The sequence below is a fragment of the Brenneria rubrifaciens genome (assembly GCF_005484945.1).
GTDB classification, from domain to species: domain Bacteria; phylum Pseudomonadota; class Gammaproteobacteria; order Enterobacterales; family Enterobacteriaceae; genus Brenneria; species Brenneria rubrifaciens.
In genome coordinates, this window is sequence record NZ_CP034035.1 from 1615519 (window position 1) to 1635039 (window position 19521).

At 54.8% G+C, this 19521-nt stretch carries 15 protein-coding genes and 3 pseudogenes; 17 read left to right on the plus strand and 1 reads right to left on the minus strand.

What is annotated here, in order from left to right:
* Positions 1–19: 19 nt before the first annotated feature.
* Positions 20–1711 carry a methyl-accepting chemotaxis protein gene (locus EH207_RS07575; RefSeq protein ID WP_137713430.1) on the minus strand — a complete coding sequence of 564 codons (1692 nt, stop codon included), beginning with the start codon at positions 1709–1711 and terminating at the stop codon, positions 20–22.
* A gap of 1158 nt (positions 1712–2869) precedes the next feature.
* Here EH207_RS07575 and EH207_RS07580 point away from each other — a divergent pair.
* The 17 genes and pseudogenes from EH207_RS07580 to EH207_RS07660 all read left to right on the plus strand — a co-directional run bounded on the left by EH207_RS07580 (position 2870) and on the right by EH207_RS07660 (position 19433).
* Positions 2870–4084, plus strand: a complete 1215-nt coding sequence (locus EH207_RS07580; RefSeq protein ID WP_137713431.1) for an aspartate aminotransferase family protein — start codon at positions 2870–2872, stop codon at positions 4082–4084.
* Positions 4085–4122: 38 nt separating this feature from the next.
* Entirely contained in the window at positions 4123–5157 is a 1035-nt protein-coding gene (gene astA / locus EH207_RS07585; protein WP_137713432.1) for an arginine N-succinyltransferase, read from the plus strand.
* Positions 5157–6641: a succinylglutamate-semialdehyde dehydrogenase gene (astD, locus tag EH207_RS07590; protein ID WP_137713433.1), complete on the plus strand. Its 1485-nt coding sequence runs from the start codon at positions 5157–5159 to the stop codon at positions 6639–6641. Before astA ends, astD begins: the two co-directional genes overlap by 1 nt.
* Positions 6642–6725: 84 nt before the next feature.
* A complete protein-coding gene (gene astB / locus EH207_RS07595) occupies positions 6726–8066 on the plus strand; it encodes an N-succinylarginine dihydrolase (RefSeq protein ID WP_137713434.1) in 1341 nt (446 codons plus the stop codon).
* 12 nt (positions 8067–8078) lie between these two features.
* Entirely contained in the window at positions 8079–9113 is a 1035-nt protein-coding gene (gene astE / locus EH207_RS07600; RefSeq protein ID WP_137713435.1) for a succinylglutamate desuccinylase, read from the plus strand.
* A gap of 164 nt (positions 9114–9277) precedes the next feature.
* Positions 9278–9964, plus strand: coding sequence for a histidine ABC transporter permease HisQ (hisQ, locus tag EH207_RS07605; protein WP_137713436.1), 687 nt, complete (start codon positions 9278–9280; stop codon positions 9962–9964).
* Complete coding sequence (locus EH207_RS07610) at positions 9961–10665, plus strand: ABC transporter permease (RefSeq protein WP_137713437.1); 705 nt, start codon at positions 9961–9963, stop codon at positions 10663–10665. Before hisQ ends, EH207_RS07610 begins: the two co-directional genes overlap by 4 nt.
* Before the next feature lie 30 nt (positions 10666–10695).
* Positions 10696–11469: a histidine ABC transporter ATP-binding protein HisP gene (gene hisP, locus EH207_RS07615; protein WP_137713438.1), complete on the plus strand. Its 774-nt coding sequence runs from the start codon at positions 10696–10698 to the stop codon at positions 11467–11469.
* A gap of 30 nt (positions 11470–11499) precedes the next feature.
* Positions 11500–12441 (plus strand): citrulline utilization hydrolase CtlX, encoded by a 942-nt coding sequence (gene ctlX / locus EH207_RS07620; RefSeq protein ID WP_137713439.1) that lies wholly within the window; start codon positions 11500–11502, stop codon positions 12439–12441.
* A gap of 13 nt (positions 12442–12454) precedes the next feature.
* Complete coding sequence (locus EH207_RS07625; RefSeq protein ID WP_137713440.1) at positions 12455–13363, plus strand: LysR substrate-binding domain-containing protein; 909 nt, start codon at positions 12455–12457, stop codon at positions 13361–13363.
* A gap of 154 nt (positions 13364–13517) precedes the next feature.
* Positions 13518–14981, plus strand: a complete 1464-nt coding sequence (locus EH207_RS07630) for a gamma-aminobutyraldehyde dehydrogenase (RefSeq protein ID WP_137713441.1) — start codon at positions 13518–13520, stop codon at positions 14979–14981.
* 54 nt (positions 14982–15035) lie between these two features.
* Positions 15036–15257: a hypothetical protein gene (locus tag EH207_RS18600; protein WP_137713442.1), complete on the plus strand. Its 222-nt coding sequence runs from the start codon at positions 15036–15038 to the stop codon at positions 15255–15257.
* Positions 15217–15471: pseudogene (locus tag EH207_RS07640) on the plus strand (spermidine/putrescine ABC transporter substrate-binding protein); the annotation flags it as partial. The gene EH207_RS18600 and the pseudogene EH207_RS07640, both read left to right, overlap by 41 nt.
* 250 nt (positions 15472–15721) lie before the next feature.
* Positions 15722–16188, plus strand: a pseudogene (locus EH207_RS07645) (ABC transporter ATP-binding protein); the annotation flags it as partial.
* A gap of 5 nt (positions 16189–16193) precedes the next feature.
* Positions 16194–16349 (plus strand): annotated as a pseudogene (locus tag EH207_RS07650) (ABC transporter permease); the annotation flags it as partial.
* 79 nt (positions 16350–16428) lie between these two features.
* A complete protein-coding gene (locus EH207_RS07655) occupies positions 16429–17853 on the plus strand; it encodes a gamma-aminobutyraldehyde dehydrogenase (protein WP_137713443.1) in 1425 nt (474 codons plus the stop codon).
* Positions 17854–18116: 263 nt separating this feature from the next.
* A complete protein-coding gene (locus EH207_RS07660; RefSeq protein ID WP_137713444.1) occupies positions 18117–19433 on the plus strand; it encodes an APC family permease in 1317 nt (438 codons plus the stop codon).
* Positions 19434–19521 lie beyond the last annotated feature (88 nt).

Below are 19521 nucleotides of genomic sequence, written 5' to 3' on the forward strand. Positions count from 1 at the left end.
ATTACGATTAAACGGCGGTTTAGAACGTTTCCCAGTTGTTTTCGCCACCGGCGGATTTGGTTGGCGTTACACCGGTATCCGTTTTATTGGTCAGCAGCACGGTATTTGCTGTTTTGCGACTGCCCGCGGTTGATTGAGAGACCTTATTCTGTGCGGCGGACAGACGAAAGACCGCCACGGCCCGGTTGAGCGCGCGCACCTGTTCTTCCAGGGCGATGGCGGCTGTCGCCGACTCTTCCACCAGCGCGGCGTTCTGCTGGGTTACGCGATCCATCTCGCTCACTGCCACGCCTACCTGACCGATCCCCTTGCTCTGCTCATCGGAAGCGGAAGCGATTTCGCCCATAATATCGGTAACGCGCGTCACGCCAGAGACGATCTCCTCCATCGTTTCCCCGGCATTTTCCACCAGCGAGGAGCCTTCGTTGACGCGGCTGACGGAGTCATCGATCAGGACTTTGATCTCTTTGGCCGCCTGCGCGCTGCGCTGCGCCAGGTTGCGCACTTCGCCCGCGACCACGGCGAACCCACGGCCCTGTTCTCCCGCCCGCGCAGCCTCTACCGCCGCGTTCAGCGCCAGAATGTTGGTCTGGAACGCAATGCCGTCGATAACATTAATAATGTCAGCAATTTTCTGCGAGCTTTCAGCGATGTTGTGCATGGTCAACACGACGTTATTGACCACCTTGCCGCCTTTCTGCGCGCTTTCCGACGCGCTCAGCGCCAATTGGCTGGCTTGACGGGCGTTTTCCGCGTTCTGGGTCACCGTGGCGGTCAGTTGTTCCATACTGGCCGCCGTTTCTTCCAGCGACGATGCTTGTTGCTCGGTACGGGAAGAGAGGTCGTTGTTGCCCTCGCTGATTTCCGTGGCGCCGGTCAGGATGGATTCGGCGCTGTTGCGTACCTCGCTCACCAACTTGACCAGTTCATTTTGCATGTGGCGCAGGTTATCCGCCAGATCGCCCATTTCATTCTTACCGTATACGCCCAGCGTATTCGTCAGATTGCCGGTGGCAATTTGGCGAATATGGTCGATGATGTTGGTCAGCGGGCGGATCAGCAAGTTCTTGCTGCCGAACCATGCCAGCAGCGACAGCAGCGTGATGAGTATGATTGCGCCTCCCAACGTCCACAGCGACATCAGATGGTTACGGTCGTTTTGTTGGTCTATCTGCTGATAAATACGTGCAATATCGTTCTGGTAGGCTTGGTAGGATTTTTCAAAGTTATCCTGGAAGCTCTGAGTCGGCTGATCGACAAATTTTTGGATTTGATTGGTAGAGAGGAATTGAATCAGCTCAGTGAGGGCGCTGTGGTAGGCGAGGTATTGTTTTTTTACCTCACTGGTCAGCGCGGGGTCCTGGCTGATATTGCCGGTTATTTTTTCATAACTGAGAAAACGCTCGTTGGCGTTATTGAGCGTGGCCTTGGCCGAGGTGATCAGACCGCCGAAGTCAACCTTGGCGGCCAAACCGTTGGCCTCCAGTACGGCGCGCGTGCCTGCCCGGTTCAGGGTAATGCGGGTTTGAAGCAGTAATGACCAGGTGGCGTCCAATTCCGATTTTTGTCGGTTGACCGTCTGCGAATCGTCAAATGAGTCTTTGCTGTTGGTTAAGGCATTGAAGAATAACCCTCCTGAAACTAATTGCAGTGTAAAGAATAACGACAGCACTACGATTAATCCCGTAACTACTCTTATACGATTAAACATCTTTTTTTCCCTTAAAAAATAATCATATGAAGTATTGCCGTGTAGTTATCGTCGGTTTTTCCCATAACTTTATGCTACGTATGTGTAAATATTAATGGATAAGTTCTGCATTAAACGCTTTGCACCACGAACAGTAGCGGGTAATGAAGTCAAAATAGATAAAAGTGGTGTTGGTAATATGTTGCGTATATGTGAATCCTGTTATCAGGCGAACAGCAACGGCAGTTTGCCTTGAAATATTGCCTTGCGCCTGGGTGGACAGGCTAAGCATGCTATTTCATGGAGCGAAATATGTCGACACGTGAGAATAACCGCTAACCAAAAATGTCCACGTTGTTAAAGAATCGGTTAACAAATTCGATAAAGACAATCTTAATGACGAAAGATGACAGCACGCCAAGCAAGCGAAAAAATTTGCCGGTATCCCAGAATGTCTATGTTTTTACGGGACTCAAATGCCCGGTCTTTTACCGATCTAAAGGAAAAATGTCTTCCAGCAACGCCCGTTTCAATGACCTCAGCGGTTTCACCCGTCAGGAATCGCCGGGACAGTCGCCTCCCTCCCCAAACACGCTTTCGTTAAGTCATGCGCTGGCGTTAACGGCATGCGTCGCACAATGCAATATTTTGGTGCATTCACCTCACCTTTTTTGTGCAGTGGTAAAAAAAAGGGTAACCGCCGGATTTTGTCGACAGCCCGCCGCTGCGCATTATTTGCTCTGAAAAATAAAAAAGGTATTTTTTCCGACTTTGAATAAATTTTTCCTATCACATGATGATTTTATAACGATTTCTGTTTTTGCATAACTACGAATGCATAAATATTGCATAAGTATTCACTTTAACCTATTGTTTTTACGAAATAAATTTAACCCTCACTCAGTTTATTCACTTTTTGGCACGATAGCTGCTCTACGATCATTATCTGAAAAAGCGGATTTATTGCTGCGCCAACCGCCAGAGCGGGTCAGAAGCGGACAGAAAGAGGAATAACGCATTAATTAATCAGCATTTTGTGATTTTTCCGTTCCTTTTTTCACGACAAAAAAGATGATGGGAAATCGAACGTTTTTTTGCTTTTTCATTTCAACCCGATTCGATGTCCAAACGGTTGACAGAAACAAATTTCGGTACTTAGCCGAGCGAAATGAGGCCAATATGGAACAACCAGTTGTTGTAACCCGTCAGGATTTTAACGAACGCATGGTGCCGGTCTATGCGCCGGCTGATTTCATTCTGGCGCGCGGGGAGGGTTCTCGTGTCTGGGATCAGCAAGAGAAAGAGTACATTGATTTCGCCGGCGGCATCGCGGTTAATGCGTTGGGGCATTGCCACCCGGCGGTGCTGGCCTCGCTTACCGGGCAAGCGGGCAGGCTGTGGCACATCGGTAACGGTTACACCAATGAGCCGGTGCTGCGGCTGGCAAAGCAACTGATCGACGCCACGTTCGCCGATAAGGTTTTTTTCTGCAACTCCGGGGCGGAAGCGAATGAAGCGGCGCTTAAACTGGCGCGTAAATATGCCCGCGACAGCGGCGCGTCGGACAAAAACCGCATCGTCGCCTTCAACAACGCCTTCCACGGCCGCACGCTGTTTACCGTCAGCGCGGGCGGACAGCCCAAATATTCGCAGGACTTCGCTCCGCTGCCGGGCGGGATCGACCATGTTCCGTTTAACGATTTGAACGCGGCCGCGGCCGCGATCACCGAGCACACCTGCGCGGTAATCGTCGAGCCGATCCAGGGCGAAGGCGGCGTGCTGCCGGCTGACCCGGTTTTCTTGCAAGGGCTGCGCGCGTTATGCGATCGCCACGGCGCGCTGTTGATTTTTGATGAAGTGCAAACCGGCGTCGGTCGTACCGGTGCGCTTTATGCCTACATGCAATATGGCGTGGTTCCCGACGTGCTGACCACCGCCAAAGCGCTGGGGGGCGGTTTCCCGATTGCCGCCATGCTGACTACCGACACCGTTGCCGGCGCCTTTTCGGTCGGTGCGCACGGCACCACCTATGGCGGTAACCCGTTGGCGTCGGCGGTGGCCGCCACGGTAGTGAGTCTGATCAACACCCCGGAGGTGCTGGAAGGCGTACAGCGGCGTCACCTGCTGTTTATCGATGGCTTGAATAACATTAATGCCAAATATCCTGTTTTTGCCGATATTCGCGGTAAAGGGTTGCTGATCGGTTGTGAACTGAGCGCCGACTATGCGGGTAAGGCCAAACAGATCACCCAACTGGCGAGCGAGGAAGGGCTAATCGCATTGATCGCCGGGCCGGAGGTGGTGCGCTTCGCTCCTTCGCTGATTATTCCTGAAAATGACATTGAGGAAGGACTGTTGCGGTTTGAGCGTGCTATTGCGCGGCTGCGTGGTTAATCCAGCTTGGTTAATACAGCGATAAAGAGGTTGATATTATGATGATTATTCGCGCCGTAGAGCGCCGCGACCTGGCTGACCTGCGGGTGCTGGCGCGTAAATCCGGCATCGGTCTGACCACGCTGCCGGACAACGAAGAGACGCTATCGGCCCGTATCGAACGCGCGATCAAGACCTGGCAAGGGGCGCTTCCTCTGGAAGATCAGGGCTATCTGTTCGTGCTGGAGGATACCCGCATCGGGCGCGTGGTTGGCGTCAGCGCGCTTGAGGTCGCGGTGGGGTTGACGGAACCGTGGTACAACTTTCGTGTTGGCACACTGGTTCATGCCTCCAAAACGCTCAACGTCTATAAAGCCGTGCCGACGCTGTTCCTCAGCAACGACCATACGGGTTACAGCGAGCTTTGCACCCTGTTTCTCGATCCCGATTACCGTCACAGTCTTAACGGCAAGCTGTTATCCAAAGTGCGCTTTCTGTTTATCGCGGCCTTCCGCGAGCATTTTGCCAACAAGGTGGTCGCTGAAATGCGCGGTTATTCCGACGAGCAGGGCAATTCACCGTTCTGGGAAGGGCTGGGCAGCCACTTCTTCTCCATCGATTTCGCCCAGGCGGACTACCTCAGCGGCACCGGACAAAAGGCATTCATTGCCGAACTGATGCCCAAACACCCGCTGTACGTCGACTTTCTGCCGGCGGCGGTACGCGAGGTGATTGGCAAGGTGCATCCTCATACCGCGCCGGCGCGCCGGGTGCTGGAGTCTGAAGGACTCTGTTACCGGGGCTACATCGATATTTTCGATGGCGGCGCCACGCTTGAAGCGGATATTGATCAACTGCGCGCGGTGAAGGAGGGACGACGGTTGCCGGTAGCGATCGATGAGACGCCCGCGCGCGCCGGTTTACCGGTCTGTCTGGCGGCCAACGACGATTATCAACAGTATCGCGCCCTGTTGGTGCAGGCCGATCCCGACGGCGATTGTCTGCGCGTCGGCGCACAGACGGCGGCTGCACTGGGCCTGGCCCCCGGCGATCTGGCTCGTCTGGTCACCCTTAATCCACAGGAGAAATGTTAATGTCATCTTCTTCGCTCTTTATCAACGGTGCCTGGCGACAAGGGCGCGGCGCCGAATTCAGCAAAACCGATCCGCTGGATAATCAACTGCTCTGGCAGGGCGCGGCGGCGGATGCCATTGATGTTGACGATGCCTGCACCGCCGCAAGACGCGCTTTCCCGGCCTGGGCGTCCCTGCCGCTGGCGCAGCGTACTGCGGTGGTGCAACGTTTCGCCGGGCTGCTGGAGCAGCATAAGGCACAACTGGCTGCGGTCATCAGCCGTGAAACCAGCAAGCCGCGCTGGGAAACTCTGACGGAAGTACAGGCAATGATCGGCAAGGTCGGCATTTCTCTGCACGCTTATCAGCAGCGCACCGGCGAGAGCTATACCCCGATGGCGGACGGCGCCGCGTCATTGCGTCATCGGCCCCACGGCGTGCTGGCGGTGTTCGGCCCCTATAACTTCCCCGGCCATTTGCCCAACGGGCATATCGTACCGGCGCTGCTGGCGGGAAACTGTGTGGTGTTCAAGTCCAGTGAGCTGACGCCGCTTACCGCGCAGGAGACGGTTCGGCTATGGCAACAGGCGGGCCTGCCGGATGGGGTATTGAATCTGTTGCAAGGCGGGCGGGCCACCGGCGAAGCGCTGGCGGTCAATCCGCAGACGGACGGTCTGCTGTTTACCGGCAGCGCCGGCACCGGCTATCAACTACATCGCCAACTGGCGGGGCAGCCGGAAAAAATCATCGCGCTGGAAATGGGCGGCAACAATGCGCTGATCGTTGACGAGGTCGCCGAACGTGACGCTGCGGTCAATCTGGCGATTCAGTCAGCGTTTATTTCCGCCGGACAGCGTTGCACCTGCGCGCGGCGTCTGCTGGTAAAACGCGGCGCGGAAGGCGACGCTTTCCTGCAACGGTTTGTCGAGGTGGCGAGTGCGCTGCACATTGGCCGCTGGGACGCCGAGCCGCAGCCGTTTATGGGCGGGGTGATCTCTTCCGCGGCGGCGGAGAAGATGCTGGCCGCGCAGCAACAATTGCTGGCGCTGGGCGCCACCGCTCTGCTGACCCTGACTCGGCCGGAAGCAAACAACGCGTTGCTGACGCCGGGTATACTTGATATTACCGGCGTGGACGGTGTGCCGGACGAAGAGTATTTCGGGCCGTTAGTGTGCGTGATCCGCTATGAGGATTTTGACGAGGCGCTGCGTATTGCCAATCGGACACGCTACGGACTGGCGGTCGGGTTGGTGTCGCCCCGTCGCGATCGGTTCGAGCGGTTATTGCTGGAGGCGCGCGCCGGCATTGTCAACTGGAACAAGCCGCTTACCGGCGCTTCCAGCGCTGCGCCATTCGGGGGCGTGGGCGCGTCGGGCAATCATCGCGCCAGCGCGTTCTACGCCGCGGACTACTGCGCCTGGCCGATGGCGTCGTTGGAGAGCGAAACGCTGACGCTGCCCGCCACGCTGACGCCGGGGATATCGTTTGCTGCGCCAGCGAAATAGCCGCGGGATGGCATGTAAAGTCATTGGTTGCTGACCGTGAACGCGCGCGTGCGCCTGAGTAATTTTCCGTTTCCTGGAGTCATCATGTACGGATATGAAGTCAATTTCGATGGACTGGTGGGGTTAACGCACCATTACGCCGGTTTGTCGTTCGGCAACGAAGCCTCAACGCGGTATCAGAATCGCATCGCCAATCCGAAACGGGCCGCCAGGCAAGGGCTGTTGAAGATGAAAACGCTGGCGGACCTCGGCCATCCGCAGGCGGTATTGCCGCCGCAGGAGCGGCCTTTTCTGCCGATGCTGCGCCGGCTGGGGTTCAGCGGCAGCGACGAAAACGTATTGGCACAGGCGATGCGTCAATCGCCTCGTCTGCTCTCCTCACTCAGTTCAGCCTCCGCGATGTGGACGGCGAATGCGGCCACGGTGTCGCCCTCGGCGGACAGTGCCGACGGTCGCGTGCATTTTACCGCCGCCAACCTGAATAATAAGTTTCATCGGGCGATCGAAGCGCAAACCACGTCGGCTGTGCTGAGGGCGATTTTTCGTGACGAAACGCATTTTGTCCATCATGATGCGCTGCCGCAGGTTGCGCTGTTTGGCGATGAAGGCGCGGCAAATCATAATCGTCTGGGGAGCGATTACGGTCGCCGAGGCGTGCAGGTGTTTGTTTACGGCCAGCACCAGTCCGGCAACGCGCCTGTGCCGCAGCGCTATCCGGCGCGTCAGACGCGCGAGGCCAGCGAGTCGATCGCCCGGCTGCATCAGTTGGATGCGCGCTACACGGTGTTTGTACAGCAGAATCCGGCGGTTATCGATCGCGGCGTGTTCCACAACGATGTGATCGCGGTGAGCAACCAGCAGGTACTGTTCCACCATCAGCAGGCTTTTTTGCATCAACACCGTGCGCTGGACGAGATACGCGGCAAAATGGCGCAGTTGGAACAGACGTTGGTGGCGATTGAAGTGCCGGACAGCCGGGTTTCGGTAGACGACGCGGTGGCCACGTATCTGTTTAACAGTCAGATCCTCACCCGGCCCGATGGCGGGATGACGATGGTGGTACCGGAGGAGTCGCGACAGCATGACGCTGTCTGGGGTTATTTGTCGGAAATGGTCGCATCCGGGGGGCCGATTGACGATATCAAGGTCTTTGATCTGCGCGAAAGCATGCGTAATGGTGGTGGACCGGCCTGTCTGCGCCTGCGGGTCGCCCTGAATGAACAGGAACTGCGGGCGGTGAATCCGCGGGTCATGATGAATGATGATCTGTTTGCCACGCTCAATCAGTGGGTTGACCGTCACTATCGCGATCGGTTGACTCAGGACGATTTGGCCGACCCGATGCTGCTGCGCGAAGGACGGGAAGCGTTGGATAGCCTGACGTCGATTCTTGGTCTGGGATCGGTCTATGCATTCCAACAGTAGGAAACCTTGAGTATGAACGACTTTTTAGCGCTGACGCTGCGTGGGGCATTGCCTCGACCGACGCGCGGTGAAACCGCCGGGCTGCACTGGCGCTGGTGGGAAGAAGGGGTGCTGGAACTGGCCCCAAAAACGGAATATCACCGGGCGGTGGTGCTGTCGGCCGGGATTCACGGTAATGAAACCGCGCCGATTGAGCTGCTCGAACGGTTGGTTAACGATCTTCTGGCCGGTCGGCAAGGGCTGGCGGTAAGGCTGTTGGTGGTGCTGGGCAATCCGGCGGCGATGCGCGAGGGGCGGCGCTACCTGCACAGCGATATGAACCGGATGTTCGGCGGACGGCATGCGCAATTCGCGTCGAGCGGCGAGACGGCGCGCGCGCACCAACTGGAGCAGGTGATGACCGCGTTTTTCGCCGCTGATACGCCGGCGGGTGCGGGGGCGCGCCGCCATTATGATCTGCACACCGCGATCCGTGATTCAAAGCTGCCGCGCTTTGGGCTGTTGCCCTATCAGCAACGTCCTTACGGCGCCGCGTTGCTGGACTGTCTGGCGGCGGCCGGGTTGGATGCGCTGGTGGTGCATAGCGAACCGGGGGGAACGTTCAGCCATTTCAGCAGCGAACGGTTGCAGGCGGACAGTTGTACACTGGAGCTGGGTAAAGCAAGCGCGTTTGGCTGCAACGATCTGCGCCAGTTTGCCGCCATTGATCGCGCGCTGCGGGCCGAGGTGAGCGCCACGGCGTTACCGGCGCGAAGCGGGCCGCCGCTGGCGTGGTTTCGCGTGGACCGCTCGCTGATCAAACATGGCGAGTCATTTCGGCTGCATCTCACTGACGATACCGCCAATTTTACCTGTTTCGAGCAGGGGACATTATTGTGTGAACAGCCGGGGGAGGTTTACCGGGTAACGCACCATCGCGAATGGATTTTGTTTCCCAACCCGAATGTCGCGCCGGGGTTGCGGGCCGGACTGGTGTTGACGGAGATAGCGCCGGACGGTCTTGCCGTTCTAAGAACCGCGTCGGAAAAACAAGCCTGTTCAGGGTGAGATAAAGCCTGTTTTGACGGCGGAGACTTAAATCGTGTTTCAATATAATTTACTGAATTTTAATAAAAATACTTCTTGCATCACTGCAATCGGATGCTTTCTGAAAGCGCGTGCTCCCGAATGGAACACCCATCCAACCATGATGCGATACAGAGGAGCGACTCATGTTACAGGGCTATAATAAACTTATTTTTGAAGGCGCGTTGGTGACGCTGGAACTGGCGCTAAGTTCAGTGCTGCTGGCGGTCATCATCGGTCTTATCGGCGCGGGCGGCAAACTCTCCCGCTTTCGTCCGATTGTCGCCTTATTCAATATCTACACGACCCTGATCCGCGGCGTACCCGATCTGGTGCTGATGTTGCTTATCTTCTACGGATTGCAGATTGTGCTGAATAACGTCACCGAATTTCTCGGCGTCGCTCAAATCAATATCGACCCGTTGGCGGCGGGGATCATCACGCTGGCCTTTATTTACGGCGCCTATTTTACCGAAACGTTCCGCGGCGCTTTTATGGCGGTCCCGCGCGGACAGATCGAGGCGGCCACGGCTTTTGGTTTCAGCGGCGGCCAGATTTTTCGCCGTATTCTGTTTCCGTCCATGATGCGTTTCGCGCTGCCGAGTATCGGCAACAACTGGTTAATTATCCTCAAGGCGACGGCGCTGGTTTCCATTCTGGGACTTAACGATGTGGTCAAGGCCACGCAGTTGGCGGGCAAGGGCACCTGGCAACCTTTCTTCTACGCGCTGGTCGCCGGTGGGATATACCTGTTTTTCACCACCCTTTCCAACGGCGTGCTGCTGTGGCTTGAAAAGCGTTACTCCATCGGCGTCAAGAGGGCTGAGTTATGATCGAGATTTTACAACAGTACTGGCAGTCGCTGCTGTGGAGTGATGGTTACCGTTTTACCGGTGTCGCGATTACGCTGTGGTTATTGATTATCTCCGTGGTTATTGGCGGTTTGCTGGCGGTGCCGCTGGCGGTGGCGCGGGTTTCATCGTCCCGCTGGCTGAGCTTCCCCGCCTGGCTGTATATCTACATTTTTCGCGGCACGCCGCTGTATGTCCAGTTGCTGGTGATCTATACCGGCGTCTATACCCTGGAGATTGTACGCGGTACGGAATTCCTCAACGCGTTTTTCCGCAGCGGCATGAACTGCGCTATTTTAGCGTTGATACTGAATACCTGCGCTTATACCGCGGAAATTTTTGCCGGGGGCATCCGCTCGGTGCCGCACGGAGAAATCGAAGCGGCAAGCGCCTACGGTTTTTCACGCTTCAAAATGTACCGCTGTATTATTTTGCCTTCCGCGCTGCGTATCTCGCTGCCGGCCTACGGCAATGAAGTCATCATGATGCTGCACTCCACGGCGCTGGCCTTTACCGCCACCGTGCCCGACTTGCTGAAGATTGCACGTGATATCAACGCCGCCACCTATCAGCCTTTTTACGCGTTTGGTATTGCGGCCGTCATCTATCTGGTCATCTCTTATGCGCTTATCAGTCTGTTTCGCAAAGCGGAAAGACGTTGGCTGGCCCATCTGAAGCCGTGATCACCTGCATAATCAACATGAGAATAAACTATGTCAGATAAAAAATTAGTGGTTACCGAACTGCATAAACATTATGGCGAACATGAAGTCCTGAAGGGGGTTTCGCTGTCGGCAAAGGCGGGCGACGTCATCTCCATTATCGGTTCTTCCGGTTCGGGGAAAAGTACCTTTCTGCGCTGCATCAACTTCCTGGAGAAGCCGAGCGAAGGCACCATTTGGGTCAATGATGAGGAAATCCGGCTGGTTCGTGATAAGGACGGCCAGCTAAAAGTGTTTGATAAAAAACAGCTACAACTGTTGCGCACGCGTCTGACCATGGTGTTCCAGCACTTCAATCTGTGGAGCCATATGACGGTGCTGGAAAATGTGATGGAAGCGCCGGTTCAGGTGCTGGGGATTAGCAAGGCGGAGGCACGGGAGCGTGCGGTGCGCTATCTGTCCAAAGTGGGCATAGACGAGCGTCAGCAGGTTAAATACCCGGTCAATCTGTCCGGCGGTCAGCAGCAGCGCGTCTCCATCGCCCGCGCGCTGGCGATGGAGCCGGAAGTGCTGTTGTTCGACGAGCCGACGTCGGCGCTCGACCCTGAGCTGGTGGGGGAAGTGTTGAGGATCATGCAGCAACTGGCGGAAGAGGGAAAAACCATGGTGGTGGTCACGCATGAAATGGAATTCGCCCGGCACGTATCCAGCCATGTGGTTTTTCTGCATCAGGGGCGAATCGAAGAAGAGGGCTCGCCGGCAGAGGTGTTTGGCAACCCGAAAAGCCCGCGTCTGCAACAGTTTCTTTCAGGCTCGCTGAAATGACTTTATAGGTTTTTTTTATTCAGGTGAAAAATGCAAACCACAGATACCGTTTTTATGGTGCGTCCTTCTTCATTCAAAGTGAATGAAGAAACTGCCCTGACCAATTATTTTCAAAAAACCGATTATGTTGCAGACAATATCCAGCAGCAGGCGCTTGCCGCCTTTGATGGCTATGTGGATGAATTGACGGCGGCGGGCGTGAACGTCATTGTTTTTGACGATGATGAGGCCAATGGCACCCCCGACTCCATTTTCCCGAATAACTGGATAACCCTGGATAATCAGGGCCGGGTGATTATTTACCCGATGGAGGCGGAAAACCGCCGCAGAGAACGCCGTAAGGATATTATTGATGACCTTGCCGAACGTTTTGAAGTGAAGCAGTTTTATGATATTTCGCATTTTGAAATGCAGAATAAATTTCTGGAAGGCACCGGGTCTTTAGTTTGCGATCATGAAAACCGGATTGCTTACGTGTGTCATGCCTCCCGCAGTTCCGTCGACGTCATGGCGGAACTGCAAAAAATCACCGGATATCAAGCGGTTTGGTTTAATGCTTACGATCAGCACAACCATCCGATTTACCATACCAATGTGATGATGAGCGTCGGTAAAAAATATGCGGTGGTCTGCCTGGATGCCATAACGGATCACCGTGAAGCGCAAAAGGTCAAAGCGTCTTTAGCGGCGTCGGGTAAAACGGTTATCGCGATCACCCATGAGCAAATGAAATCGTTCTGCGCGAATATGCTCGAATTGAAATCCGTCGAGGGGTTACCGGTTTTTGCGATGTCAGCCCAGGCATGGGATGCATTTTCGGCGGAGCAAAAAGCGATGCTCGCCGATTACGCCAAAATCGTTCGCGCCCCGATAGAGATCATCGAAACATTGGGCGGCGGCGGCGCCAGATGTATGATTGCCGAAATTTTTCTGGATAAAAAGCACGTTAATTCCGCTAAATCGTTTTGCTGACCGGGATACAGATATGCTGACATTACGCCAGATTCGTCACTTTATCGCTGTTGCCGAAACCGGCTCGATTTCAGCGGCGGCGCAAACCTCCTTTGTTTCACAATCCTCGTTGACCATGGCTATTCAACAGCTTGAGGCCGAAACCGAAGTATGCCTGTTCGAACGGCATGCGAAAGGGATGGCCTTAACTCATCAGGGGCATCAATTTTTACGTCAGGCTTACCTTATTCTGGCGACGGTGGAAAACGCGTTGCGCAGTTTGAAAATGGATGGGGGAAGCGTGTCGGGAAGCTTGACGATTGGCGTAACCAGCCTGGTGGCGGGATACTTTCTTGTTGAACTGCTCAAGCGTTTTAAAACCTATTACCCTAATGTCGAGGTGAAGGTCGTAGAAGACGAGCGACATTATATCGAGCATTTATTAGTCGGCGGGGAGATCGACATTGGCGTTCTGATCCTGTCGAATCTGGAAGATCATGATGCGCTGCAAACCGAAGTTCTCAGTCATTCACCCTATCGCTTGTGGCTGCCCCCGCTTCATCCGCTGTTGGAGAAGGAGAGTATCTCTCTGGCGGATGTGGCGGCGGAACCGCTTATCCAGTTGAATGTCGATGATATGGATATTCACGCCCGGCGGATATGGCAAAGCGCGGGATTGAAGCCGTCCATTGTGTTAAAAAGCGCTTCCACGGAGGCCGTCCGCAGTCTGGTGGCGGCGGGGCTGGGCATCGCTATTCTGCCGGATATGGCCTACCGCGCTTGGTCGCTGGAAGGAAACATGATCGAAGCGGTCAAGCTGGTCGATCCCATCGAATCACTGGATATCGGGCTGGCCTGGCGGCGAGGCCATACCCGGCCGCCGCTGGTGTCCCCCTTTCTGAGTATCGCCAGAGAATGCGAGGGCATGCACAAGGTATTTTAGTCCCGCCGCCTGAAGCATTCGATTTAATCGAATGCTGTCTTCAGTAATTAACATTTGTTGTTCCTCCTGAAGTTACTTATTGTAAATGACGCCATCTGCCGGGCTGTTGCGGGTACGGAGGCGTTGCTGGTAATTACTCACTATGAGGTTTGTCATGTCGGATATAGAATTTGTCGCCAGCTTTTCCCGGCGGCACCTGATTAACGGAGAGCTCGTTAAAGGTGAAGGTGCGCAGCAAACTATTCTTAATCCGGCCAGCGGCGAAACCGTCATTGAGATCCCGGAAACCTCGGAAACCCAGGTGACCGGCGCGGTGGAAGCGGCTCAGCGCGCATTCAAATCCTGGGCCGGAACCACGCCGGCCCAGCGTTCCTCGCTGCTGTTGCAGATAGCGGACGCCATTGACCAGCAGGCGGCGTCGCTCTCGGTGCTGGAGTCGATTAATTGCGGTAAACCGCACTATCAGGCATTGAGAGATGACTTGCCTGCGGCGGCGGATGTATTCCGTTTTTTTGCCGGGGCGGTGCGTTGTCAGCAAGGACAACTGGGTGGGGAGTATCTCGACGGTCACACTTCTATGGTTCGCTGCGACCCGCTGGGCGTTGTGGCCTCCATTGCTCCCTGGAATTATCCGTTGATGATGGCCGCCTGGAAAGTCGCGCCCGCGCTGGCGGCGGGAAATACCGTGGTGTTCAAGCCGTCCGAGCATACTCCGCTGACCATATTGGCGCTGGCGCCGGTTTTGAATGACATCTTGCCCCCCGGCGTGTTGAACATTATCACCGGGAGCGGCGATGGGCCGGGAAGCGCGCTGGTGAGTCACCCGAAAGTGCGTATGGTGTCAGTGACCGGCGATATTGTTACCGGCCAACGTATTTTGCAGGCCGCGGCCAAAGGACTGAAGCGAACGCAACTGGAACTGGGCGGAAAAGCGCCGGTTATCGTCTGCAACGATGCCGATCTGGACGACGCCGTCAATGCCGTGGCGAGCTGGGGGTACTACAACGCCGGGCAGGATTGCACGTCGGCGTGTCGGGTTTATGCCCAGTCCGGCATCTACGAGCGCCTGATGGATAAGCTGGGACACGCGGTGAGCAGATTGCGATTCGCCGGGCCGCAGGATGATGAGAATGACGTTGGCGCGCTGATTAGCGCCCGGCAACGGGATCGCGTCTCCAGTTTCGTCGAGCGCGCGCTCAGCCAGCCGCATATCGAGCGGGTGACCGGCGCCGCGATTCATCCCGGTCCCGGCTTCTATTATCAGCCGACGCTGCTGGCCGGTTGCCTGCAACATGATGAAATCGTGCAGCGCGAAGTCTTTGGTCCGGTGGTGAGCGTAACGCGTTTTGATACCCTCGAACAGGTGGTCGATTGGGCGAATGAGTCCGAATACGGACTGGCGTCGTCGGTATGGACGAAAAATATCGATCTGGCTATGCAGGTTGCCGCCAGCCTGCAATATGGCACGACCTGGATTAATACGCATTTCTCGCTGGTGAGCGAGATGCCGCACGGCGGGTTAAAGCGTTCAGGCTACGGTAATGATTTGTCCGGTTATTCATTGCAGGACTATAGCGTGGTGCGCCATATTATGACCAAATTCAAAAAGACGTTTTGAGCAATTATTTTTAAATAATACGACAGCGTTATATTGCCGGTATTCATACGTGAAATGCGCTTTTCCAAATATTCAATTGTATTGATTGATGTTAATGAAAAACAGGGGAGTCAAATGGAAAGAATACGTTTGTTATCCGCGCTTTCTGCTGTTGTTATTAATATTCTGAGCGGCCTCAATAATGTGGTGGCCGCCCCGAATTCAACCGATAAGGGAGAAGGGGCGTTAAATATTATCGCCTGGACTGGTCAGCCTGATGGTCAAAGGGGGATATGACTTGGTGACGGCATCCGGCGATGCGTCTCTGCGTCTGATTCACGGCAAACGGGTTCAGCCTATCGACCCAACGGTGCTGCCGAACGGGAAAAATAGCGATCCCCGCCTGTTGAACGGCGCCTGCTATACCGTTAACGGCAAGGTGTATGGCGCGCCATATCAGTGGGGGCCGAACCTGCTGCTTTACAGCGCCCGCGTATTTCCCACGCCGCCGACCATATGTTCCTTACGGCCGCTGGACTCAGGATTATATTGCCATTATGGGCGGCAGATAATAGGCGGATTTTACTCTTTATAACGGCGAGCCTGTGCATGTGAATATCAATCGCCGCCGTTATTTATCATCGTGATAGTCAGACTGCGCCGGTCGCCGTTAATAAAACGGTATTGAATTGGGATGGCGGTAACTCTATTTGGTGATCGGTTTTTTCAATTGGAAATAATAATTCATCGGGGGCGTACTCATGGTTAATGCGGTCGAGTTTGCCAATGTTTCGCGATTATTCGGCGATGTAAAAGCGGTCGATAATGTGTCGATTAAAATAAAGAACGGCGAATTTTTCTCTATGCCGGGTCAATCCGATTCAGGGAAAACCACCTGTCTGCGTCTTATCGCCGGGTTTGAACAACTGACATCCGGATCGCTGCTTATTCACGGAAAGGACGCGCATGGCCTCGCCCCTTATCAGCGCGATGTGAACACCGTTTTTCAGGATTACGCGTTAGTCCCGCATATGCGCGTACTGGAAAATGTCGCCTACGGCCTGATGGTAAAAGGCCTGGCGAAAAAAAGCGCGGCGCGACCGCGCTATGGAAGCGCTGGCGCGCGCTGGTCGGTCAACCGAGCATTTTGCTGCTTGATGAACCGCTGGACGCGCTGGATCTCAAGCTGCGTGAGCAGATGCAAAGCGAACTGAAGACGCTGCAACGGGAGTGCTGCCCATCTGGTTGTTGAATCAACTCGGCAGACCGCGTGATGTGCCCGTGACCAACGTGGTGGCGCTGTGCGTCATGGTGATGACGATGATCCCCATTCTGGGGGCCTGGTACTTGACCAGAAATGGCGAAGATAGCGCCGGTGACGGGAAATAACGACCGCTTTGCTTTTAACAGACCTCTTTTTGTCACAATGCATTATCCCAACAAACTGGAGCGAATGAAGGATACCTCGATGCAAACCAATATCTTGATAAACGGACGTTTAGTGGCCGGTGAAGGTTCAGCGCTTCCCGTCTTTGATCCTGCGACCGGAGAGGTGATCGCCCATATCGCGCAGGCGACGATACAGCAAGTGGATCAGGCCGTGGCAGCGGCGGATGCCGCCTTTGCGACATGGAGCCAGACGCCGCCGCGGGTGCGCGCAGACGCGTTACTGAAACTGGCGGAGGTGATTGAGCAGCATGCGGAAGAACTGGCGCAGCTTGAGTCGCTCAATTGTGGGAAACCGCGGCATAGCGTGCTGGCGGATGAAATTCCGGCGGTTGCCGACGTTCTGCGGTTCTTTGCCGGCGCCAGCCGGTGTCTGGGCGGGCTGGCCAGCGGTGAGTATCTGGAAGGGCATACCTCCATGATCCGCCGCGATCCGCTGGGGGTAGTGGCCTCCATCGCCCCCTGGAACTATCCGTTGATGATGGCGGCGTGGAAAATCGCACCGGCGCTGGCGGCGGGGAACTGCGTGGTGCTGAAACCTTCGGAGCAGACGCCGTTAAGCACGCTGCACCTTGCGCAATGGGCGGCGGCGATTTTCCCGGCCGGGGTGGTCAACGTGCTGCACGGCGACGGCGCTTCGGTGGGGGATGCGCTGACGGGGCATCCAACGGTGCGGATGATATCGCTGACCGGCTCCATCACTACCGGGGCGCACATTATTCGTCATACCTCGGACAGCATTAAACGTACGCATATGGAGCTGGGCGGCAAAGCGCCGGTCATCGTGTTTAACGATGCTGATTTAGATCAGGTCGTCGAGGGGATACGCGCGTTCGGTTTTTACAATGCCGGTCAGGACTGTACGGCAGCCTGCCGCATTTATGCTCAGAAAGAGATTTATCCCACGTTGGTCGAGGCATTGGGCGAGGCCATTTCAACGCTCAAGTTAGGCGCCCCCGATGCCCCGGACACCGAGTTGGGGCCGTTGATGACCTCGGCGCATCTTGAACGCGTCGGTGGGTTCGTCGAACGGGCCAGGGCGTTGCCCCATATTCAGGTGATCACCGGGGGAGAAAAGGTTCCCGGCCCGGGCTATTACTATCAGCCCACGCTGTTGGCGGGCGCCCGTCAGGACGATGAAATCGTTCAGCGTGAAGTGTTCGGCCCGGTGGTCAGCGTAACGGAGTTTGAACATGAAGATCAGGTGCTGTCATGGGCGAATCAATCCGGCTATGGCTTAGCTTCTTCCGTCTGGACACGGGATGTGGGCCGCGCGCATCGGCTTAGCGCCCGGTTGCAGTATGGCTGTACCTGGGTGAACACGCACTTCATGCTGGTCAGTGAAATGCCGCACGGCGGACAAAAACTCTCCGGCTATGGCAAAGATATGTCCCTGTTCGGTCTGGAAGATTATACCGTGGTGCGACATGTCATGATTAAACATTAAATGATCGGATGCGGCTATTTTCCAGGGAACCTCAAGCCGCATTAAATTGACATAGCATCCGTTGCCATAAAAAATTTTGCTGATATAGAGCATGACATTTCTTTAATTCTGTCGCAGGCAGAGAACATGGGGAAGTTATGCATATTTACCTTGAGTAATTTGAGTTGCTGGAAGGCGGCAAGGTCAAATTCGACGGGAACGAATTTGACCGGCCAACGGCGGTTATCGGCTTTATTACAATGAAGAAACCCTGAGGGGGCGGGATGAAATACAAAAAAAAACTGGGTTTATGGCAAATAGTCATTATCGGCATTGCTTATATGACGCCATTAACCGTATTTGATACTTTCGGTATTGTTTCAGACATTACCGGAGGGCATGTTCCCCTGACCTATTTATTAGCGTTAGGCGCTGTTCTGCTTACCGCCTTAAGTTACGGGAAAATGGTTTCGGCCTATCCGGGGTCGGGGTCGGCGTATACTTACACCAGCAAAAGTTGTGGCAAAACAGCGGGCTTTTTAGTCGGCTGGGCCTCTTTACTTGATTATATGCTCCTTCCCATGATCAATTCCCTGTTGGCGGGGATTTACCTTGAATCCTTACTTCCGCAATTCCCTGCGTGGATAATGATTTCCGTATTCACCCTGTTGGTGACCTGGATTAATTGCCGTAATGTCAACCTCATGGCGAATCTGAATTTCTTTTTTGTCGGTTTGCCGGTGCTGCTGCTGGGCGTTTTCATCTGGCTGGTGATCCAGGGGATTAGCCATCAATCAGGATCGGATGCGCTTTGGACGATTAAACCCTTATTGAATGGACAAACCAGTATTATGCCGTTGGTGAGCGGCGCGGCCGTACTGTGTTTTTCCTATCTGGGATTTGATGCGGTTACGACTTTGTCAAATGAAACTCGGGAGCCGATAAAAAATATCCGGCGGGCGGTTTTTTTAACCGCTTTAATCGGCGGCGCGATATTTTTTATTGCCTCCTGGTTCATTCAGCTTTATTACCCTACCAACGCACAGTTTAAAAACCCGACGGAAGCAATGCCTGAAATTGTGTTATATGTCGGCGGCGCATTTTTCCAGTCTCTCTTCCTGGTGGCAATACTGATTAATACGCTGGCGTCTGCTTTGGCCTCGCATGCCAGCGCCGCCCGGTTATTACATATTATGGCGCGCGACGGCGTATTCCCTGGCGGCTGGTTCAGTTATATTCATCCGAAATTTGGAAGCCCGCTTTATTGCGTATTATTTATTGGCATTTTGTCAATGAGCGCGATTTTCTTCAATCTCGATACTGCCGTCTCACTCATCAGTTTCGGTGCGCTGGTGGCATTTACGGCGGTGAATATTGCGGTTATTGGATATTATGCAATTCGTCTTCAGCAGAGACGTACCCTGAAAGATCAACTTCATTATGTATTATTACCGCTTCTCGGCGTCTTCACCGTTGGTTTTATGTGGTTCAATCTGGATCACGATTCCATGATATTGGGACTTATCTGGGCGACGCTTGGCATTGGCTGGGTAGTTTGGAAACGAATTAATAAGCGTGAGCTGGTTTTTTCTGAGTACTGATCACAAAGTCACTGATGGTTGAACGCGGTTTAATCACGTTAACGCTCTCTGAAAAAATAATGCCCATTTCTCGCGCCAGCGCCAACAG

Excerpts from the sequence above, each read along its gene's own strand:
- astA (WP_137713432.1), top strand. The coding sequence starts at position 4,123 with ATGATGATTATTCGCGCCGTAGAGCGCCGCGACCTGGCTGACCTGCGG.
- EH207_RS07655 (WP_137713443.1), top strand. The coding sequence starts at position 16,429 with ATGCAAACCAATATCTTGATAAACGGACGTTTAGTGGCCGGTGAAGGT.
- EH207_RS07575 (WP_137713430.1), bottom strand. The coding sequence starts at position 1,711 with ATGTTTAATCGTATAAGAGTAGTTACGGGATTAATCGTAGTGCTGTCG.
- EH207_RS07610 (WP_137713437.1), top strand. The coding sequence starts at position 9,961 with ATGATCGAGATTTTACAACAGTACTGGCAGTCGCTGCTGTGGAGTGAT.
- hisQ (WP_137713436.1), top strand. The coding sequence starts at position 9,278 with ATGTTACAGGGCTATAATAAACTTATTTTTGAAGGCGCGTTGGTGACG.
- astD (WP_137713433.1), top strand. The coding sequence starts at position 5,157 with ATGTCATCTTCTTCGCTCTTTATCAACGGTGCCTGGCGACAAGGGCGC.
- ctlX (WP_137713439.1), top strand. The coding sequence starts at position 11,500 with ATGCAAACCACAGATACCGTTTTTATGGTGCGTCCTTCTTCATTCAAA.
- astB (WP_137713434.1), top strand. The coding sequence starts at position 6,726 with ATGTACGGATATGAAGTCAATTTCGATGGACTGGTGGGGTTAACGCAC.
- hisP (WP_137713438.1), top strand. The coding sequence starts at position 10,696 with ATGTCAGATAAAAAATTAGTGGTTACCGAACTGCATAAACATTATGGC.
- EH207_RS18600 (WP_137713442.1), top strand. The coding sequence starts at position 15,036 with ATGCGCTTTTCCAAATATTCAATTGTATTGATTGATGTTAATGAAAAA.
- astE (WP_137713435.1), top strand. The coding sequence starts at position 8,079 with ATGAACGACTTTTTAGCGCTGACGCTGCGTGGGGCATTGCCTCGACCG.
- EH207_RS07580 (WP_137713431.1), top strand. The coding sequence starts at position 2,870 with ATGGAACAACCAGTTGTTGTAACCCGTCAGGATTTTAACGAACGCATG.
- EH207_RS07625 (WP_137713440.1), top strand. The coding sequence starts at position 12,455 with ATGCTGACATTACGCCAGATTCGTCACTTTATCGCTGTTGCCGAAACC.
- EH207_RS07630 (WP_137713441.1), top strand. The coding sequence starts at position 13,518 with ATGTCGGATATAGAATTTGTCGCCAGCTTTTCCCGGCGGCACCTGATT.
- EH207_RS07660 (WP_137713444.1), top strand. The coding sequence starts at position 18,117 with ATGAAATACAAAAAAAAACTGGGTTTATGGCAAATAGTCATTATCGGC.